General features: G+C 58.3%; 18 protein-coding genes. 7 read left to right on the top strand and 11 right to left on the bottom strand.

The window, feature by feature from the left end; translation table 11 throughout:
• Window positions 1-44: 44 nt before the first annotated feature.
• On the bottom strand, window positions 45-1,967 hold the full coding sequence (gene thrS, locus GIW04_RS17795; protein ID WP_054898317.1) for a threonine--tRNA ligase: 1,923 nt from the start codon (window positions 1,965-1,967) through the stop codon (window positions 45-47).
• Window positions 1,968-2,331: 364 nt separating this feature from the next.
• On the opposite strand from thrS, the gene GIW04_RS17800 reads away from it, so the two are divergent.
• Both GIW04_RS17800 and GIW04_RS17805 read left to right on the top strand, forming a co-directional pair.
• A complete protein-coding gene (locus GIW04_RS17800) occupies window positions 2,332-2,646 on the top strand; it encodes a hypothetical protein (RefSeq protein ID WP_120248910.1) in 315 nt (104 codons plus the stop codon).
• 289 nt (window positions 2,647-2,935) lie between these two features.
• Complete coding sequence (locus GIW04_RS17805) at window positions 2,936-3,148, top strand: cold-shock protein (RefSeq protein ID WP_003192493.1); 213 nt, start codon at window positions 2,936-2,938, stop codon at window positions 3,146-3,148.
• 68 nt (window positions 3,149-3,216) lie between these two features.
• Here GIW04_RS17805 and GIW04_RS17810 read toward each other — a convergent pair whose 3' ends face one another.
• Both GIW04_RS17810 and GIW04_RS17815 read right to left on the bottom strand, forming a co-directional pair.
• A complete protein-coding gene (locus GIW04_RS17810) occupies window positions 3,217-3,537 on the bottom strand; it encodes an I78 family peptidase inhibitor (protein WP_003192494.1) in 321 nt (106 codons plus the stop codon).
• Window positions 3,538-3,681: 144 nt separating this feature from the next.
• Window positions 3,682-3,987 carry a hypothetical protein gene (locus GIW04_RS17815; RefSeq protein ID WP_003192495.1) on the bottom strand — a complete coding sequence of 102 codons (306 nt, stop codon included), beginning with the start codon at window positions 3,985-3,987 and terminating at the stop codon, window positions 3,682-3,684.
• A 156-nt stretch (window positions 3,988-4,143) separates the two neighbouring features.
• On the opposite strand from GIW04_RS17815, the gene GIW04_RS17820 reads away from it, so the two are divergent.
• Complete coding sequence (locus tag GIW04_RS17820) at window positions 4,144-4,350, top strand: hypothetical protein (RefSeq protein ID WP_003192496.1); 207 nt, start codon at window positions 4,144-4,146, stop codon at window positions 4,348-4,350.
• A gap of 33 nt (window positions 4,351-4,383) precedes the next feature.
• Here the strand turns inward: GIW04_RS17820 and GIW04_RS17825 are convergent, their stop codons facing one another.
• Genes GIW04_RS17825 through GIW04_RS17855 form a run of 7 tightly spaced genes read right to left on the bottom strand, consistent with a single transcriptional unit; the run spans window position 4,384 to window position 11,354 of the window.
• The gene (locus GIW04_RS17825; RefSeq protein ID WP_034135969.1) at window positions 4,384-5,412 is read right to left on the bottom strand and encodes a nucleoside hydrolase; all 1,029 of its coding nucleotides are present in this window, start codon (window positions 5,410-5,412) and stop codon (window positions 4,384-4,386) included.
• A gap of 29 nt (window positions 5,413-5,441) precedes the next feature.
• Entirely contained in the window at window positions 5,442-5,846 is a 405-nt protein-coding gene (gene rbsD / locus GIW04_RS17830) for a D-ribose pyranase (protein WP_003192498.1), read from the bottom strand.
• Window positions 5,843-6,760, bottom strand: a complete 918-nt coding sequence (rbsK, locus tag GIW04_RS17835) for a ribokinase (RefSeq protein WP_034135970.1) — start codon at window positions 6,758-6,760, stop codon at window positions 5,843-5,845. Before rbsK ends, rbsD begins: the two co-directional genes overlap by 4 nt.
• Before the next feature lie 23 nt (window positions 6,761-6,783).
• Complete coding sequence (locus tag GIW04_RS17840) at window positions 6,784-7,806, bottom strand: LacI family DNA-binding transcriptional regulator (protein ID WP_003192500.1); 1,023 nt, start codon at window positions 7,804-7,806, stop codon at window positions 6,784-6,786.
• 3 nt (window positions 7,807-7,809) lie between these two features.
• A complete protein-coding gene (locus GIW04_RS17845) occupies window positions 7,810-8,787 on the bottom strand; it encodes an ABC transporter permease (protein ID WP_057711695.1) in 978 nt (325 codons plus the stop codon).
• Window positions 8,784-10,337, bottom strand: a complete 1,554-nt coding sequence (locus GIW04_RS17850; RefSeq protein ID WP_003192503.1) for a sugar ABC transporter ATP-binding protein — start codon at window positions 10,335-10,337, stop codon at window positions 8,784-8,786. Before GIW04_RS17850 ends, GIW04_RS17845 begins: the two co-directional genes overlap by 4 nt.
• Before the next feature lie 57 nt (window positions 10,338-10,394).
• On the bottom strand, window positions 10,395-11,354 hold the full coding sequence (locus GIW04_RS17855; protein ID WP_003192504.1) for a sugar ABC transporter substrate-binding protein: 960 nt from the start codon (window positions 11,352-11,354) through the stop codon (window positions 10,395-10,397).
• 566 nt (window positions 11,355-11,920) lie between these two features.
• Here GIW04_RS17855 and GIW04_RS17860 point away from each other — a divergent pair.
• From GIW04_RS17860 to GIW04_RS17870, 3 genes are all read left to right on the top strand, one after another.
• Window positions 11,921-13,009 carry an asparaginase gene (locus GIW04_RS17860; RefSeq protein WP_032896200.1) on the top strand — a complete coding sequence of 363 codons (1,089 nt, stop codon included), beginning with the start codon at window positions 11,921-11,923 and terminating at the stop codon, window positions 13,007-13,009.
• A gap of 243 nt (window positions 13,010-13,252) precedes the next feature.
• The gene (locus GIW04_RS17865; RefSeq protein ID WP_003192507.1) at window positions 13,253-13,504 is read left to right on the top strand and encodes a DUF1654 domain-containing protein; all 252 of its coding nucleotides are present in this window, start codon (window positions 13,253-13,255) and stop codon (window positions 13,502-13,504) included.
• 4 nt (window positions 13,505-13,508) lie between these two features.
• Entirely contained in the window at window positions 13,509-14,198 is a 690-nt protein-coding gene (locus GIW04_RS17870) for an endonuclease (protein ID WP_003192508.1), read from the top strand.
• 31 nt (window positions 14,199-14,229) lie between these two features.
• Here GIW04_RS17870 and GIW04_RS17875 read toward each other — a convergent pair whose 3' ends face one another.
• Window positions 14,230-14,610, bottom strand: coding sequence for a sporulation protein (locus GIW04_RS17875; RefSeq protein ID WP_034135974.1), 381 nt, complete (start codon window positions 14,608-14,610; stop codon window positions 14,230-14,232).
• A gap of 249 nt (window positions 14,611-14,859) precedes the next feature.
• On the opposite strand from GIW04_RS17875, the gene csrA reads away from it, so the two are divergent.
• Window positions 14,860-15,006, top strand: a 147-nt coding sequence (csrA, locus tag GIW04_RS17880; RefSeq protein ID WP_236479090.1) for a carbon storage regulator CsrA, incomplete at its 3' end; no start/stop codon positions are given.

Here is a 15,006-nt window from a genome sequence, read left to right on the forward strand (position 1 = left end):
CGGTGCAGCTCGTTTATCTTGTCTCATTTCACGCTTAATAATAATTACTCCGAATCTGGGCGACCACGCCGGGAAACCGCTTGCGCGAGGAACTCAGCGAACTGGGCGACGGGCATCGAGCCCAGGTCAGCACCTTCACGAGTACGCACAGCGACAGTCTGCATCTCGACTTCCCGATCTCCGATAACCAAGAGATAGGGAACCTTGAGCAAGGTATGCTCGCGGATTTTAAAGCCGATCTTTTCATTTCTCAAGTCGGACTTGGCACGAAACCCGCTTTCGTTGAGAGTTTTTTCAACTTCAGCGGCAAAATCTGCCTGTTTATCAGTGATATTCATGATCACTGCCTGGGTCGGAGCCAGCCACGCAGGGAACGCGCCCTCGTAGTGCTCGATCAGGATACCGACGAACCGTTCGAACGAGCCGAGGATCGCCCGGTGCAGCATAACCGGGTGTTTACGGCTGTTGTCTTCGGAGACGTATTCGGCTCCCAGACGGATCGGCAGGTTAAAATCGAGCTGCAGGGTACCACACTGCCAGACACGGCCAAGGCAATCTTTGAGCGAGAACTCGATCTTCGGACCGTAGAAGGCGCCCTCACCCGGCTGCAGATCGTACGCAAGGCCCGCACTATCCAGCGCTGCGGCCAGTGCCGCTTCGGCGCGATCCCACAGCTCGTCGGAACCGACGCGCTTTTCCGGACGAGTGGACAGCTTCATCTCGACGTCGGTAAAGCCGAAATCGCGATAAACGTCCATGGTCAGCTTGATAAACGCTGCGGACTCGGCCTGCATCTGCTCTTCGGTGCAGAAGATATGGGCGTCATCCTGGGTGAAGCCGCGCACACGCATGATGCCGTGCAACGCACCCGATGGCTCGTTACGGTGGCAGGCACCAAACTCGGCCAGGCGCATCGGCAACTCGCGGTAGCTCTTCAGGCCCTGGTTGAAGACCTGCACGTGGCACGGGCAGTTCATCGGCTTGATGGCGTAGTCGCGGTTTTCCGACTGGGTGGTGAACATGTTGTCGGCGTAGTTGGCCCAGTGCCCGGATTTCTCCCACAGGCTGCGATCAACCACTTGCGGGGTCTTGATCTCCAGGTAGCCGTTTTCGCGCTGCACCTTGCGCATGTACTGCTCAAGCACTTGGTACAGGGTCCAGCCATTCGGATGCCAGAACACCATGCCCGGCGCTTCTTCCTGAAGGTGGAACAGGTTCAGGCGCTTGCCGATCTTGCGGTGGTCGCGTTTTTCGGCTTCTTCGATGCGCTGGATGTAGGCGGCCAGCTGCTTCTTGTCAGCCCAGGCCGTGCCGTAGATCCGTTGCAGTTGTTCGTTCTTCGCATCACCGCGCCAGTAGGCACCGGACAGCTTGGTCAGCTTGAACGACTTGAGAAAGCGCGTGTTCGGCACGTGCGGGCCACGGCACATGTCGACATATTCTTCGTGGTAGTACAGGCCCATGGCCTGCTCGTCCGGCATGTCTTCCACCAGACGCAGTTTGTAGTCCTCGCCACGCGCGGTAAACACGTCGATCACTTCGGCACGCGGGGTGACTTTCTTGATGACGTCGTAATCTTTTTCGATCAGCGCGTGCATGCGCTGCTCGATGGCCGCCAGGTCGTCCGGAGTAAAAGGACGCTCATAGGCGATGTCGTAATAGAAGCCTTCTTCAATGACCGGGCCGATCACCATCTTGGCGGTTGGGTACAGTTGCTTGACCGCATGGCCAATCAAGTGCGCGCAAGAGTGGCGAATGATCTCCAGCCCCTCTTGATCCTTGGGCGTGATGATTTGCAGGCTGGCGTCGCTGGTGATCAGGTCGCTGGCGTCAACCAGCTTGCCGTCGACCTTGCCGGCCACGGTGGCCTTGGCCAGGCCTGCACCAATGGATGCGGCGACCTCGGCTACGGAAACCGGATGATCGAATGAACGTTGACTGCCGTCGGGAAGAGTAATAGTTGGCATGGCGCCTCCTCTCCTAGTGGTGACCCCTACCAAAGGTCACGTGGGTTGGGATGAGCCAGTACAAGATCCAACACCAGGCCGTTCAATAATGAACGCCTGCCTTACAGCGGCAGGAGCCTTTCGGCCAACCGATAATCGAACCAGAGTGACTGGAGTGAACAAAAAGAACCTGGCAAGGCGGCAAATGGCGCGCCGGAAATAGCCAGGCAAGGATGCTAGCACAGATGAACGGTCATCGCGTCGGCCAAGCGTTGGGTAAAGAGCAATTCATGGCTTTATAGCTGTGAAAGTGAACTTGAGCTGTACGTAGGGCCTCAAAGCCACTGAGAATCGCCGTTCGTCCTCGACCCAAAGGAGCATCCCCATGATGCGTTTTACCTCTACCCTCGCTGTCGCCGCTACCCTGAGCCTCCTTTCCCTCGGCGCGCACGCTGCAGCCCCTTCCAACTGGCCAGCCGGCGCCCGTGACGCCTTCGTCAACGACTGCAGTGCCGCCGCCAGCCAGAACGTGGACGTCAAAACTGCCAAAGTCCACTGTGAATGTGGCGCCGACAAGATCAATGCCGAATTGAGCACTGCCGAGATCAAGGAATTGATGACCAACCAGAACGCCAGCCCGGAGCTTAAAAACAAAGCGGTCGCGGCTATTTCGTCCTGCAAAGTGGTGAAGAAAAAGTAAGATTGGCTGACGATTCGACGGCCATTTCGCTGGAAAAACAGCCTGAAAACTGCCATTTCGCACAAATTATGCAGGTTTTACGGCTTTTTTTAATAGCTGATATGTCGTCGCAAAGCCCCGTAAATAGGGGCTTTCAGCCCAATGATGGATCAAACGCAAAGCGATTGATTAGCAAACAGTGCCTTGGGGGGGCTCCCAAGCCGAACATTTCGACTATGATAGCCCGGTGTGCCCAGTTGGCCTGAGCAGCACAGCACTACTGAAAATATATGTTTCTTGGAGATACACCATGTCTAATCGCCAAACCGGCACCGTTAAATGGTTCAACGATGAAAAAGGCTTCGGCTTCATCACTCCTACAGGTGGCGGTGACGACTTGTTCGTACACTTCAAAGCTATCGAAAGCGACGGTTTCAAAAGCCTGAAAGAAGGCCAAACCGTTTCCTTCGTGGCTGAGAAAGGCCAAAAGGGTATGCAAGCTGCACAGGTTCGCGGCGAGTAATTCTCCGCTGAGCTAAAAAAAACCCCGTCCATGTGACGGGGTTTTTTATGGGTGATGCAAAAGCCGCATCAGCCGCAGTTAACCCGGTTGATCACCAGGTTGTTGTCGGTGTTCAGGTTCAAGCGGTCGGAGCGATACTCCAGCGTGATCATGTCATTGGGTTTGAGAATGCGTGCATTCTGCGCGCCGGCACGCGTGCGGGCCTGTTCCAGCAATTGAGGCGAGGCTTTCTGGCCGATGGCGAACTCTGCAGCCTTCGACTCACAGCGGCTATGACCGGCATCGGTCGCAGTGGCAGCTTTGCCTGGCTCAGAGGCACCCGGGGTGCTGCAACCCGCCAACGCGAGCGCAGCCAACAAAGTACCGAATGATGCGAGCTTCCAAGGCATGAAGCCTCCTATGATAAAAAGTGGACAGAGATCGTGCGACAGCAGTCAAAGCGATTGGTTTCAAGACGTTAACCGCTGGTGGGCAAGTCTGCCTGACTCACTGCTGGCAAGCGCCCTGTCAATCGTGACTAGATATGAACGCCCTTAGTAGATGTCGATATAGTCTGACGTCGCTGTAGGCCAATTCTGCTTCAGTGCGTTAAAAATCTGCATGACCCAAACTTCGTCACTGGCCGCCACGAGACCGACATAACCGGAACCCTTGGCCCAGGTCTCCAGGCGAAACAGCAGGCCATCGATATCAGCCCCCCCGACTACGCCGGAAGAAATGTAGGCGACGCCTTTTTTGGTCACCCGCAGCTGGGTATGTTCGTCGTCACTGGCGCTGCCAAGCATTTGGCGCACAGCCTCCAGCGTCAGGTTGTCGAGCTTGCTCAAATCGATTTGCACGCGGTGTTTCCCGGCCATTTAACAGGCCGACAGTGTCGCACAGCCTCTGCGTCATGCCTAAGTAGCAGTGCCAAACGCCGTACAAAATGCTTAACTGCGCCCCTCTGGAACGGCGTTCCAGTGCATTACCACGCATTTTCAGCCCGTGAGATTTCCATGACCACCGTAACGCTTCAAGCCGACATCAAAGCCAAGTGGCCCCAAGGGCAAAGTTCCTACAGCCCCGGAAGCCCGGAAGAACTGGCGATCATTGGTATCGACCTGTTGGTCAAGGAACTGGGCACCCAGGCGGCGCAAGCGTTCATTGGCCAGATATTCGAGAAATACCCGGCCGACTACATGGGCGCCCAAGAGCGCGAATAGAACCGGGCGACGAGCGCCGCCCGGTAAAACACCTTACTTCAGACGTGCCAGTCGCTCGGTCAGCAAATCGAAGAAGCCCTGCGCGTCGCCATTCTCAACCCAGAACACATTCTTGGGCTGCTTTAGGCCGTCGTACCAATCGACGATGGTCTGGCCGAAGGTCGGGCCTTCGCGGCTGTCGACCACCATGTTGGCCTCACGGCCGCTGAACAGCGAAGGCTTGAGCAGATACGCCACCACGGTAGCGTCATGGACCGGGCCACCCGGAATGCCGTAGTGCTCCATATCGCCTTTGACGTACTCATTCAGAATACTGCTGACCACCTTGCTCGCATTGTTGTTCAGGTCCGCAATCTTTTTCAGGCGGGCGTCGCTGGTGAGGACTTTATGGGTCACGTCCAACGGCAGGTAGGTCAACTTCACCCCGCTTTTGAGCACGATCTCAGCCGCCAGCGGATCGGCGAACAGGTTGAACTCAGCCACAGGGGTGATATTGCCACCATTGAAGTGCGCGCCGCCCATCACGACCACTTCCTTGATGCCCTGGGTGATTTCGGGCGCCTGGGTCAGTGCCAGTGCCAGGTTGGTCTGTGGGCCGAGCATGGCGATGGTGATGCTGTGCGGCTTGGCGCTGCTCAGGGTTTTGATCAGGTAGTCGACCGCATTGCCTTCGGCCAGGCCTTTTTTCGGTTCATGCACCGTGACGCCCGAAATGCCTTCCTTGCCATGGATGTTCTCGGCGTAGATCGGTTTGCGCAGCAGCGGCGCTGGCGCACCGGCGTACACCGGGATGTCCTCGCGCCCTGCCCACTCGCGCGCCAGGCGCGCGTTGCGGGAAGTCTTGTCCAGGCGCACATTGCCGGCCACGGTGGTCAGCGCACGAATACTCAGTTCCTGCGGCGAAGCCATGGCGAACAGCAAGGCCACCACATCGTCGGCACCCGGGTCGGTATCGATGATCAGGTCGATTTTTTCCGCCGCTTGGGCGCTTGCAGCAGTGAGCGCGGACAAAAGCAGAACACTCCGGAACAGGTTTTTCAGGGTAGGTAGACCACGTTGCATAAAGCACTCCTTGTCATTGGGGGGGGACGCTAGAACGTTACGCCGGACACCAGCGCGATATTGCAATACGGCTGGCACTCGCCAGTGCGCACCACGGCGCGGGCATTGCGGCTCAATTGCTTGAATTGGTCATGGCTGAGCAGGCGTCGTTCGCCCAGTTCAGCCTGCTCTGTGAGCGCATTTAGCGCGGTCAGCGCGGGCGGTTGTTTCAGCAGGATCTCTTCTGCCAGAACATGGCTTTCCACCTGCATTTCGCTAAGCACGATGCGCAAGGTGCTGATGAAGTCCGGGATGCCTTGGGTCAGGGCCAGGTCGATCAGTTCGACGCCGGGAGGCACCGGCAGGCCGGCATCGCCGATGACCAGGATGTCGCCATGGCCCAGGGACGCGATCACGCGCGACAGGGCGATATTCAGCAAAGGGGTCTTTTTCATGCGGGCACAAAACCTTGTACGTCGTGCAGCGTAGGAATGGAAGGCTGAGCGCCGGCGCGGGTCACTGACAACGCCGCCGCCACCTGGCCAAAACGGATCGCCCGGGCTTCGCTCTGGCCCGCGGCCAGCGCGGCGGCAAAGCCACCGACAAAGGTATCGCCAGCAGCGGTGGTATCCACCGCCTTGACCTTCGGCGCCACCAGGTGCTCAAAGCTCTTGCCGTCGGCAAACAGCGCGCCCTGGGCGCCCAGGGTGATGATGACCTTACCGGCGCCCGCTTTGATCAGCGCGGTCGCGGCGACCTTGGCGCTGTCGAGGGAGTCGACCGTCACGCCGCTCAGGGCGCTGGCCTCGCTTTCATTGGGGATCAGATAATCGATCGAGGCATACCAATCAGCGGGCAACGGCCCGCTTGCCGGGGCCGGATTGAGAATGACCGTCTTGCCCAGTTCGCGCCCCCGCTGGAGCGCATACCCAACGGTCTCCATTGGCACCTCAAGCTGACAGATGATCACATCTGCCGCCTGGAGCACAGCGTCGCACGTTCGCAGCGACGCAGGCGTCAGCTCACCGTTGCTGCCGGCCACAATGACGATGGCGTTCTGGCTGCTGTCATCGACCACGATCAACGCCACACCGCTGGAGCCGTCCACCGTGCTGACGGCCTGGCAATCGATCCCTTCCACCAACAGCGCATCGCGCAATTGGCTACCATAGGCGTCGGTACCGATGCACCCCACCATGGCGACACTCGCCCCCAGGCGTGCCGAGGCGACGGCCTGGTTGGCGCCCTTGCCACCGGGCACAGTGGAAAATGTCTGGCCGATCAGGGTTTCACCGGCACGCGGCAAGCGACTGGCGCGGGTGACCAGATCCATGTTCAAGCTGCCTATTACCACTACTTTTGCTGGCATACATCAGTACTCATCAATTCGGTTCAGCGGTATTGGGCGAACACATCAGCCAATGGCGCGGTCGACTCACGCAAAACAATACTGGGCGTCACGATACGTTGATCGATCGGCAGTTGGGGTGTTGCTATTCGTTGCAGTAATAATTCGGCTGCCGTCTCACCCAATTGCAGGATCGACTGGCCGACCGTCGTCAGCGCCGGGTAGACGTAGCGCCCCATCTGAATGTCATCGAAACCGATGACCGACAGCTCGCCCGGCACCCGCACATTGCGCTCGGCAGCGGCGCGCAGCACGCCAAACCCGATCATATCGTTGCTGGCGAAAATCGCGCTGGGCGGGTGTTGCGATAATAACTGTACGGCTGCGGCATAACCGCCCGTGCTGGTGAAATCGCTTTCCAGGGTACGACTGGCCAACACCTCGATGCCCGCCTCGCGCAATGCACGCTGGTAACCCGCCAGGCGCATCTGCGCCACGCGGGTATGCCCCGGGCCGCCGATACAGGCGATGTCCCGGTGCCCCAATTCCAGCAAGTGCCGGGTCGCCAGGTAAGCGCCCTCCTCGTGATCGATGCGCACCAGGTCCACATCGATCCCATCCAGCGCCCGGTCGACAATCACCATGGGCGTGCGCACTGCACTCAAGCCTGCGGCAAGGCCACTGTCGTCACCGCCCACGGATGTCACGATCAAGCCGTCGACGCGCTTTTCCAACAACACGCGCAAATAACTGCGCTGTTTCTCTGCGTCGTCATCCGAGTTGCAGAGGATCACGCAATAGCCATTACGCTCGCAGTAATCCTCGATACCCCGAGCCAGCTCGGCAAAATACGGGTTGAGGCTGTTGGGCACCAGCAGCCCAATGGTGGCCGTGGTCTTGGCCTTGAGCGAGCGTGCGACGGCACTGGGCACGTAGTCCAACTGCTTGATCGCCGCCTCGACCTTGATGCGTACCGGCTCGCTGACTGGGCGCGTCTTGTTCACCACATGGGACACGGTGGTGTAGGAAATACCTGCAAGCGCTGCCACATCCTTGATCGTTGCCATGGCTCAGCCCCGCCGACTGGCGCGCTGGCTGCGGTAAGTGTCGAGGACCACGGCGATCACGATCACAGCACCGGTAATGATGCGTTTAGTCGGTTCCGTCGCGCCGATCTGCGCCAGCCCGGCGGCCAAGACCGAAATGATCAACACGCCGAAGAACGTACTGATGACCGAGCCACGCCCGCCCATCAGGCTGGTGCCACCGATCACCACGGCGGCGATCACTTGCAGCTCCAGGCCCGAACCGGCATTCGGGTCCGCCGCTTCCAGACGCGAAATCTGAAACAACGCCGCCACACCGGCCAACAGCCCCATCAGGCTGAACACCAGGATCTTGTAAGGCTTGGGATTGATGCCCGCCAGGCGCACCGCTTCTTCGTTGGTGCCGATGCCGATCAGGTAACGACCGAAGACCGTACGGGTCAGTACCAACTGGGCCGCGATGATCACCAGCAGCGCGATGATAAACGAGGGGGAAATACCGAAGGCAATCGGGTTGGACAGCCAGGCAAACGAGTCACCGATATAAGCGGTGCGCGAGCCCGTCATCTGGTAGGCCACGCCGCGGGCCATCTCCAGCACGCCGAGGGATACGATAAATGAAGGAATACGCCAGGCCACCGTAATGGAACCTGTGATAGTGCCGGCCAACGCCGCGCAGCCCATGCCCAACAGAGCAGCGGGCAACACGCTCCAGCCCCAACCCAGGATCGCCACACTGACCGCCGAGGCCGCCAATGCCAGTACCGAGCCCACGGACAGGTCGATGCCGCCAATGATCAGGATGAAGGTCATGCCCACCGCCAGCACCATCAGGTCCGGAATCTGGTTGGCCAGGGTGCTGAAGGTGTCATAGGACAGGAAGTGATCGCTGAGCAGCGAGAACAGCGCAATCATCGCCAGCAAGGCACCTGCCAGCCCCAGGTAGGTACCCAGGCCATAGAAGTTGCCGCCAGTTTTACCGGGGGAAATGCTTGTTTTCATGGGGTATTCCTAGGCGCGGCTTCGTTGAGCAGCGCATCACGCTTCTGATAGCCGGCAAAGGCGGCGGCGAGCAATTCGTCCTGGGTCCAGCTGTCACGCTCGAAGGTCTCGATCAGGCGCCCGGCAGACAACACGCCGATGCGGTCACAGATCAGCATCAGCTCACGCAGGTCACTGGACACCACCACCAGCGCTTTGCCCTGGCGGGTCAGTTCACCGAGCAAGGCATAGATGTCGAACTTGGCACCGACGTCGATACCGCGGGTGGGCTCATCGAACAGCATCACCGCGCAATCGCGCTCCAACCAGCGGCCAATTACCACCTTTTGCTGGTTACCACCCGACAGCTCGGACACCAGCTGCGTCGGGCTGGAACTGCGGATACGCATGGCGTCGATCTGGCGCTTGGCCAGAGCGGTTTCGTTGCGGCTGTTGACGACGCCACCGCCGGAAATTTCCGGCATGTTGCCCAGGGCGATGTTGGCGCTGATGGACTGGGTCAGCAGCAGGCCCTCGCCCTTGCGGTCTTCGGTGATCAGGGCAATACCATGACCGACCGCGTCCACCGGCGAGCGAATGCTCACCACCTTGGCCGGCGAACCCAAAGCCACGGTGCCGCTGTCGGCCGGGTCGGCGCCGAAGATCAGGCGCAGCAATTCGGTGCGGCCGGCGCCAATCAGGCCGGAAATGCCATAGATTTCACCGGCGCGCACTTCAAAGGACACATCGCGAACCTTGTCCGAACGGGTCAGGCCCGTCACCGTCAAGGCCGGGCCACCGATGGTGCGCGGGCCCAGGTCAATGTGTTCGCCCAGTTCGCGACCGACCATCAAGGTCACCAGTTGCTCACTGTTGTAGTTGGCCATCGGTTCGACGCAGACCAGTTTGCCGTCGCGCAATACCGCAATGCGCTGGGCGACACGGGCCAACTCTTCGAGCCGGTGCGAAATATAAATGATCGCCACGCCCCGAGCCTGCAGGCGCGTGATTTGTTCGAACAGCATCTCGACTTCACGAGCAGTAAGCATCGCCGTGGGCTCGTCGAGGATCAGTACATGGCAGTCGCCGATCAGGTTACGGGCGATCTCGACCATTTGCTGGTGACCAATGCCCAGGCTGCCCACCAGCGTGTCCGGGTCGATCGCGTCCAGGCCGACTTGGGCCATGGCTTCGATCGCGGCCTTGCGCAGCTGTTTGCGGCTGATCCAGCCACAGCGGCTTGGCAGGTTATCCAGGAACAGGTTTTCAGCCACGGTCAGCGTCGGCAGCAGGTTGAGTTCCTGCATAACCATGCGCACGCCCAAGGCTTCGGCCTGGGTGCGGCTGGCAGGGCAGTAATCCTGACCATTGAATTGCATGTGCCCTGTGGTGGGCGTGACCAGGCCGCCGATGATCTTCGACAAGGTACTTTTGCCTGCGCCGTTTTCACCGGTCAGCGCCAGCACTTCCCCGCGATTAAGCGTCAGGGTGATGTCGGACAGAACCGGTTGGGCATAGGTCTTACCGATACCGCTGACCGAGAGGACAGCGTTCGGGGCGGAAGATGACATAGGAAAATCTCCAGGCGCCCGCTCAGGACGAGCGGGCGCTGTTGGGTACTGCCAGGATTACTGCTTGATGACGAGTTCGACCGGGGTTTCGATCACGCCATCTTTGGCATCGACTTTCTCACCCTTGACCAGCTTCAGCGCGTTCTGGATACCGAACACGGCTTGCTGGGCAGCGGCCTGGTCAGCGGTGGCCAACACGCGGCCGTCCTTGAGCATTGGTTTGATCGCGTCAATGTTGTCGTAACCCACCACCAACACCTTGCCGGCCTTGCCTGCCGCACGCACGGCGGAGACGGCGCCCAGGGCCATGTTGTCGTTACCGGCCAGCAGCGCCTTGATATCTGGCGTTTCGCTCAGCATCGCTGCGGCGATCTTGTTGCCTTGGTCGATTTCCCAGTTACCGGATTGGGTGGAAACAATCTTCATGCCTGCCGCGTCCATCGCATCCTTGAAACCTGCGGTACGCTGCTGGGCATTGGTGGTAGTGGGTACGCCCTCGATGATGCCGACCTTGTCACCGGCAGCCAGCTGCTTGGCCAGGTAGTCACCCACCAGCTTGGAGCCTTTGCGGTTATCCGGGCCTACAAACGGGATATCGAGGTTTTTGCTTTTGAGTACTTCCGGGTCCAGGCGGTTGTCGATGTTGACCACCTTGATACCGGCATCGGAAGCTTTCTTCAGCACACTGGCGAGTGCCTTGGAGTCGGCGGGAGCGATGACAAGCGCATCGACCTTGGCGTTGATCATTTCGTTGACGATGGCGATCTGAGCGCTGGTATCGGTCTCGTTCTTGATGCCGTTGGAGATCAACTTGAATTCTGTAGGATGCGCTTTCTGGTAGTCCTTCGCACCGTCGGTCATGGTGACGAAAAACTCATTGGCAAGGGACTTCATCACCAAACCCACGGTAGGCGTTTTGGCAGCGTCATCGGCAAATGCAGAAGAGAGAGGCAAAGCGGCGGATGCGGCAGCAAGCACAGCAACAGCAAGAAGACGTCCAGCAAATGGCAGCTTCATGGGTTCACTCCGATCTTATGATTATTGTGAGCAACGCTTGCACCGAAGACCCCTTCGGCAGCCCTCCCACCTGGGCGGCTGATACGAGCTGTGACGATGTGCCTAAGGGCCCAGTGAAACATCTCGCAAACGTTTGCGTTGAGCAAACTATGAGAACCTTGTCGAGATTTGTCAACGATGGCAGCGAGCCTTTCATGGGCGCCCTCCAAGCTTATCCTTCAGCTACTGACAGCTGATACGTTTAAGCAAAATCGCCCTCTGTGACCGTTCTCTGAAACGACAGGCTGTGTGGCGAATGATCACACAGGGTGCCCGGACAAATCGTGAACGCTTTCGGACAACCGAACACCACAGCCCTTCTCGTTCGGAAAGCCGGACAGCGCCCAACCCCATCAAACCGAAACCTCACTTTAAATTGTTTTAAATCAATAAGTTAATTTAAAAATACCAACATGCTCAGCCTGGTACAAATCCTGCTCTTTCTCAGCACCTCGCGGCGTTCAGAACCGCCCGGGTGTTCTAGATGAACCTGCTACAGCACTCATCAAAAACCAGAGAGAAAAATAATGAAATCTGCATTGAAGAACGTTATTCCGGGCGCCCTGGCCCTTCTGCTGCTATTCCCCGTCGCCGCCCAGGCAAAGGAAGTTGAAAGCAAGACCAAACTGTCCAACGTGGTCATCCTCGCCACCGGCGGTACCATCGCTGGCGCCGGCGCCAGTGCGGCCAACAGTGCCACCTACCAGGCAGCCAAAGTCGGCATCGAACAACTGATCGCCGGCGTTCCTGAGCTTAGCCAGATCGCCAATGTTCGCGGCGAACAAGTGATGCAAATTGCGTCGGAAAGCATCAACAACGAAAACCTGCTGCAACTGGGTCGCCGTGTCGCCGAACTGGCCGACAACAAGGACGTGGATGGCATCGTGATCACCCACGGCACCGACACCCTTGAAGAAACCGCCTACTTCCTGAACTTGGTAGAAAAAACCGACAAGCCTATCGTGGTGGTCGGCTCCATGCGCCCAGGCACCGCGATGTCGGCAGACGGCATGCTCAACCTGTACAACGCGGTTGCGGTCGCAGGTAGCAAGGAAGCCCGCGGCAAAGGCGTGCTGGTGACCATGAACGACGAGATCCAATCGGGTCGCGACGTCAGCAAGATGATCAACATCAAAACCGAAGCCTTCAAGAGCCCATGGGGCCCAATGGGCATGGTCGTTGAAGGCAAATCCTACTGGTTCCGCCTGCCGGCCAAGCGTCACACCATGGATTCTGAGTTCGACATCAAAACCATCAAAAGCCTGCCTGACGTTGAAATTGCCTACGGCTACGGCAACGTGAGCGACACCGCCTACAAAGCACTGGCCCAAGCGGGTGCCAAAGCGATCATTCACGCCGGTACCGGCAATGGCTCGGTATCGTCCAAGGTCGTTCCAGCGCTGGTGGAACTGCGTAAACAAGGCGTGCAGATCATTCGCTCTTCCCACGTCAACGCCGGTGGCATGGTTCTGCGTAACGCCGAACAGCCAGACGACAAATACGACTGGGTCGCCGCCCTTGACCTGAACCCGCAGAAAGCCCGCATCCTGGCCATGGTCGCCCTGACCAAGACCCAGGACAGCAAAGAATTGCAACGGATCTTCTGGGAGTACTGATCCCTGCTGATTCACCCGTAGGAGCGAGCTTGCTCGCGAAAAACTTGATAGCGCCGCGTTAAGTCAGGCTTTACGCGTTATCGTTAACGTTCTTCGCGAGCAAGCTCGCTCCTACAGTTCCTGCCTTCCCTTCTCAACAAACTTCCTGATTCGCTGTCAGACGAACTTCTTGAGATTTAAGCAGTTGCGAAATTGCCTACAGTTAAATACTGTATGTGCGTACAGCCAATTAAGGAATGCTCTGTGGCAAAGCCCTCTTCCGCAGCACCTGCATCGCCTGACGCCTATCAGCGCCTGGCCATTCGCGTGCAAAAAATCATCAATTCGACCAACGCGCAGAAAGCCAAGGCAGCGTTGATCTTCCGTTTACCCGATGAGCCGGAGAACGATTGGCAACGTTTACTGGAAGAGATTGCGGAAAACGACAACGTCACCCTCGCCTATCGAGATGACGGTGGCGTGCAGATTTTCTGGGTTGTGCCGAAGGAAGATTGATTCAATGAGTGCCCGTTTTATTGCTGTGTGCTGTCTGTTTTTCACCGTCACCGCCAACGCCCAGGCCCCTCGAACCTTCAGCGAAGCCAAGAAAATCGCCTGGAAGCTCTACGCGCCGCAATCCACTGAATTCTATTGCGGCTGCAAATACACCGGTAACCGGGTGAACCTGAAAGCCTGCGGTTACATACCGCGTAAAAACGCCAACCGCGCCGCACGCATTGAGTGGGAACACATCGTGCCGGCCTGGCAAATCGGGCATCTGCGCCAATGCTGGCAAAACGGCGGGCGAAAAAACTGCACACGCCATGATGAGGTGTTCAAGCGCGCCGAGGCAGACCTGCACAACCTGGTGCCGAGCATCGGCGAAGTGAATGGCGACCGTAACAACTTCAGCTTTGGCTGGCTGCCGGTGCAAAGCGGGCAGTACGGCTCATGCCTGACCCAGGTGGACTTCAAGGCGAAGAAGGTCATGCCGCGCCCGTCCATTCGCGGAATGATCGCGCGCACGTATTTTTATATGAGCAAGCAATACGGCCTGCGCCTGTCGAAGCAGGACCGGCAATTGTATGAAGCCTGGAACAAGACCTACCCGGTGCAAACCTGGGAGCGCCAGCGCAACCAGACCGTGGCTTGCGTGATGGGGCGTGGTAATGAGTTCGTCGGCCCGGTCAACCTGAAGGCCTGCGGCTGAACGTGGGCGGGGTGCCCGCCCACTTGGCCTGCTACTGCGCGACGTTGTGCTCGATAATCTCCGACACGGTGTCGGTTTTCTTGGCCCGCGCCATTTTTTCGTTCAGCAGCGCCTGCTTGGCCTCGGCCTCGGCTTTGGTCGCGAACGGGCCCAATAGCACCTCATCCTTGCCGTCGACTTTCACGATGTAGAAATTGAATCCGTGTTCCAGCAACCAGGCGGTCAGGTCGGTGATCGCCTGCAGCTTATGGTCCGGCGGGCCGACCCGTATATCCCATTCCTGAGCGGCAATCGCACCGGTTTGCGGCAGGCTTTCGGTCACGGCAGGCTTGGCCTTGGGGGCGTCGACCGACTTACCTTCACCGCATCCGGCCAACGCCAACACCATAATTGCCATCGCTACTTTACGCACTGCCCTGCTCCTTTGAGGATCAAAGAGGCAACTTTACCATTCACTGTCTATTCTGGCCGTCATAAACGTTGGCTTAAACAATGCGAATCATGTATCGCGACCTGTATGATACCGCCATGGGAATTAATGTCGCCTCTATGCGTCCTAGAAAGAGGCAGTCACAGGGAAGCGCTTCGCAGTAAGCTACACACATCCGACACCTACCCTGTCTGAAACATGTGTCCTTAAAAGTAATTCAAGGAGAAGTCCATGCTTATACTCACCCGCAAAGTCGGTGAAAGCATAAACATCGGTGATGACATTACGATCACCATCCTGGGCGTTAGCGGCCAGCAAGTACGAATCGGCATCAACGCACCAAAGGATGTTGCCGTGCATCGCGAAGAGATTTATCAA

The sequence above is a fragment of the Pseudomonas sp. PA-4-8C genome (genome assembly GCF_021606625.1).
In the GTDB taxonomy this organism is placed as follows: Bacteria; Pseudomonadota; Gammaproteobacteria; order Pseudomonadales; family Pseudomonadaceae; genus Aquipseudomonas; species Aquipseudomonas lactis.

What these genes read in the sequence shown, in the direction of transcription:
- thrS (WP_054898317.1), bottom strand. Translation starts at nt 1,967, where the DNA reads ATGCCAACTATTACTCTTCCCGACGGCAGTCAACGTTCATTCGATCAT.
- GIW04_RS17800 (WP_120248910.1), top strand. Translation starts at nt 2,332, where the DNA reads ATGATGCGTTTTACCTCTACCCTCGCTGTCGCCGCTACCCTGAGCCTC.
- GIW04_RS17805 (WP_003192493.1), top strand. Translation starts at nt 2,936, where the DNA reads ATGTCTAATCGCCAAACCGGCACCGTTAAATGGTTCAACGATGAAAAA.
- GIW04_RS17810 (WP_003192494.1), bottom strand. Translation starts at nt 3,537, where the DNA reads ATGCCTTGGAAGCTCGCATCATTCGGTACTTTGTTGGCTGCGCTCGCG.
- GIW04_RS17820 (WP_003192496.1), top strand. Translation starts at nt 4,144, where the DNA reads ATGACCACCGTAACGCTTCAAGCCGACATCAAAGCCAAGTGGCCCCAA.
- GIW04_RS17825 (WP_034135969.1), bottom strand. Translation starts at nt 5,412, where the DNA reads ATGCAACGTGGTCTACCTACCCTGAAAAACCTGTTCCGGAGTGTTCTG.
- rbsD (WP_003192498.1), bottom strand. Translation starts at nt 5,846, where the DNA reads ATGAAAAAGACCCCTTTGCTGAATATCGCCCTGTCGCGCGTGATCGCG.
- rbsK (WP_034135970.1), bottom strand. Translation starts at nt 6,760, where the DNA reads ATGCCAGCAAAAGTAGTGGTAATAGGCAGCTTGAACATGGATCTGGTC.
- GIW04_RS17840 (WP_003192500.1), bottom strand. Translation starts at nt 7,806, where the DNA reads ATGGCAACGATCAAGGATGTGGCAGCGCTTGCAGGTATTTCCTACACC.
- GIW04_RS17845 (WP_057711695.1), bottom strand. Translation starts at nt 8,787, where the DNA reads ATGAAAACAAGCATTTCCCCCGGTAAAACTGGCGGCAACTTCTATGGC.
- GIW04_RS17850 (WP_003192503.1), bottom strand. Translation starts at nt 10,337, where the DNA reads ATGTCATCTTCCGCCCCGAACGCTGTCCTCTCGGTCAGCGGTATCGGT.
- GIW04_RS17855 (WP_003192504.1), bottom strand. Translation starts at nt 11,354, where the DNA reads ATGAAGCTGCCATTTGCTGGACGTCTTCTTGCTGTTGCTGTGCTTGCT.
- GIW04_RS17860 (WP_032896200.1), top strand. Translation starts at nt 11,921, where the DNA reads ATGAAATCTGCATTGAAGAACGTTATTCCGGGCGCCCTGGCCCTTCTG.
- GIW04_RS17870 (WP_003192508.1), top strand. Translation starts at nt 13,509, where the DNA reads ATGAGTGCCCGTTTTATTGCTGTGTGCTGTCTGTTTTTCACCGTCACC.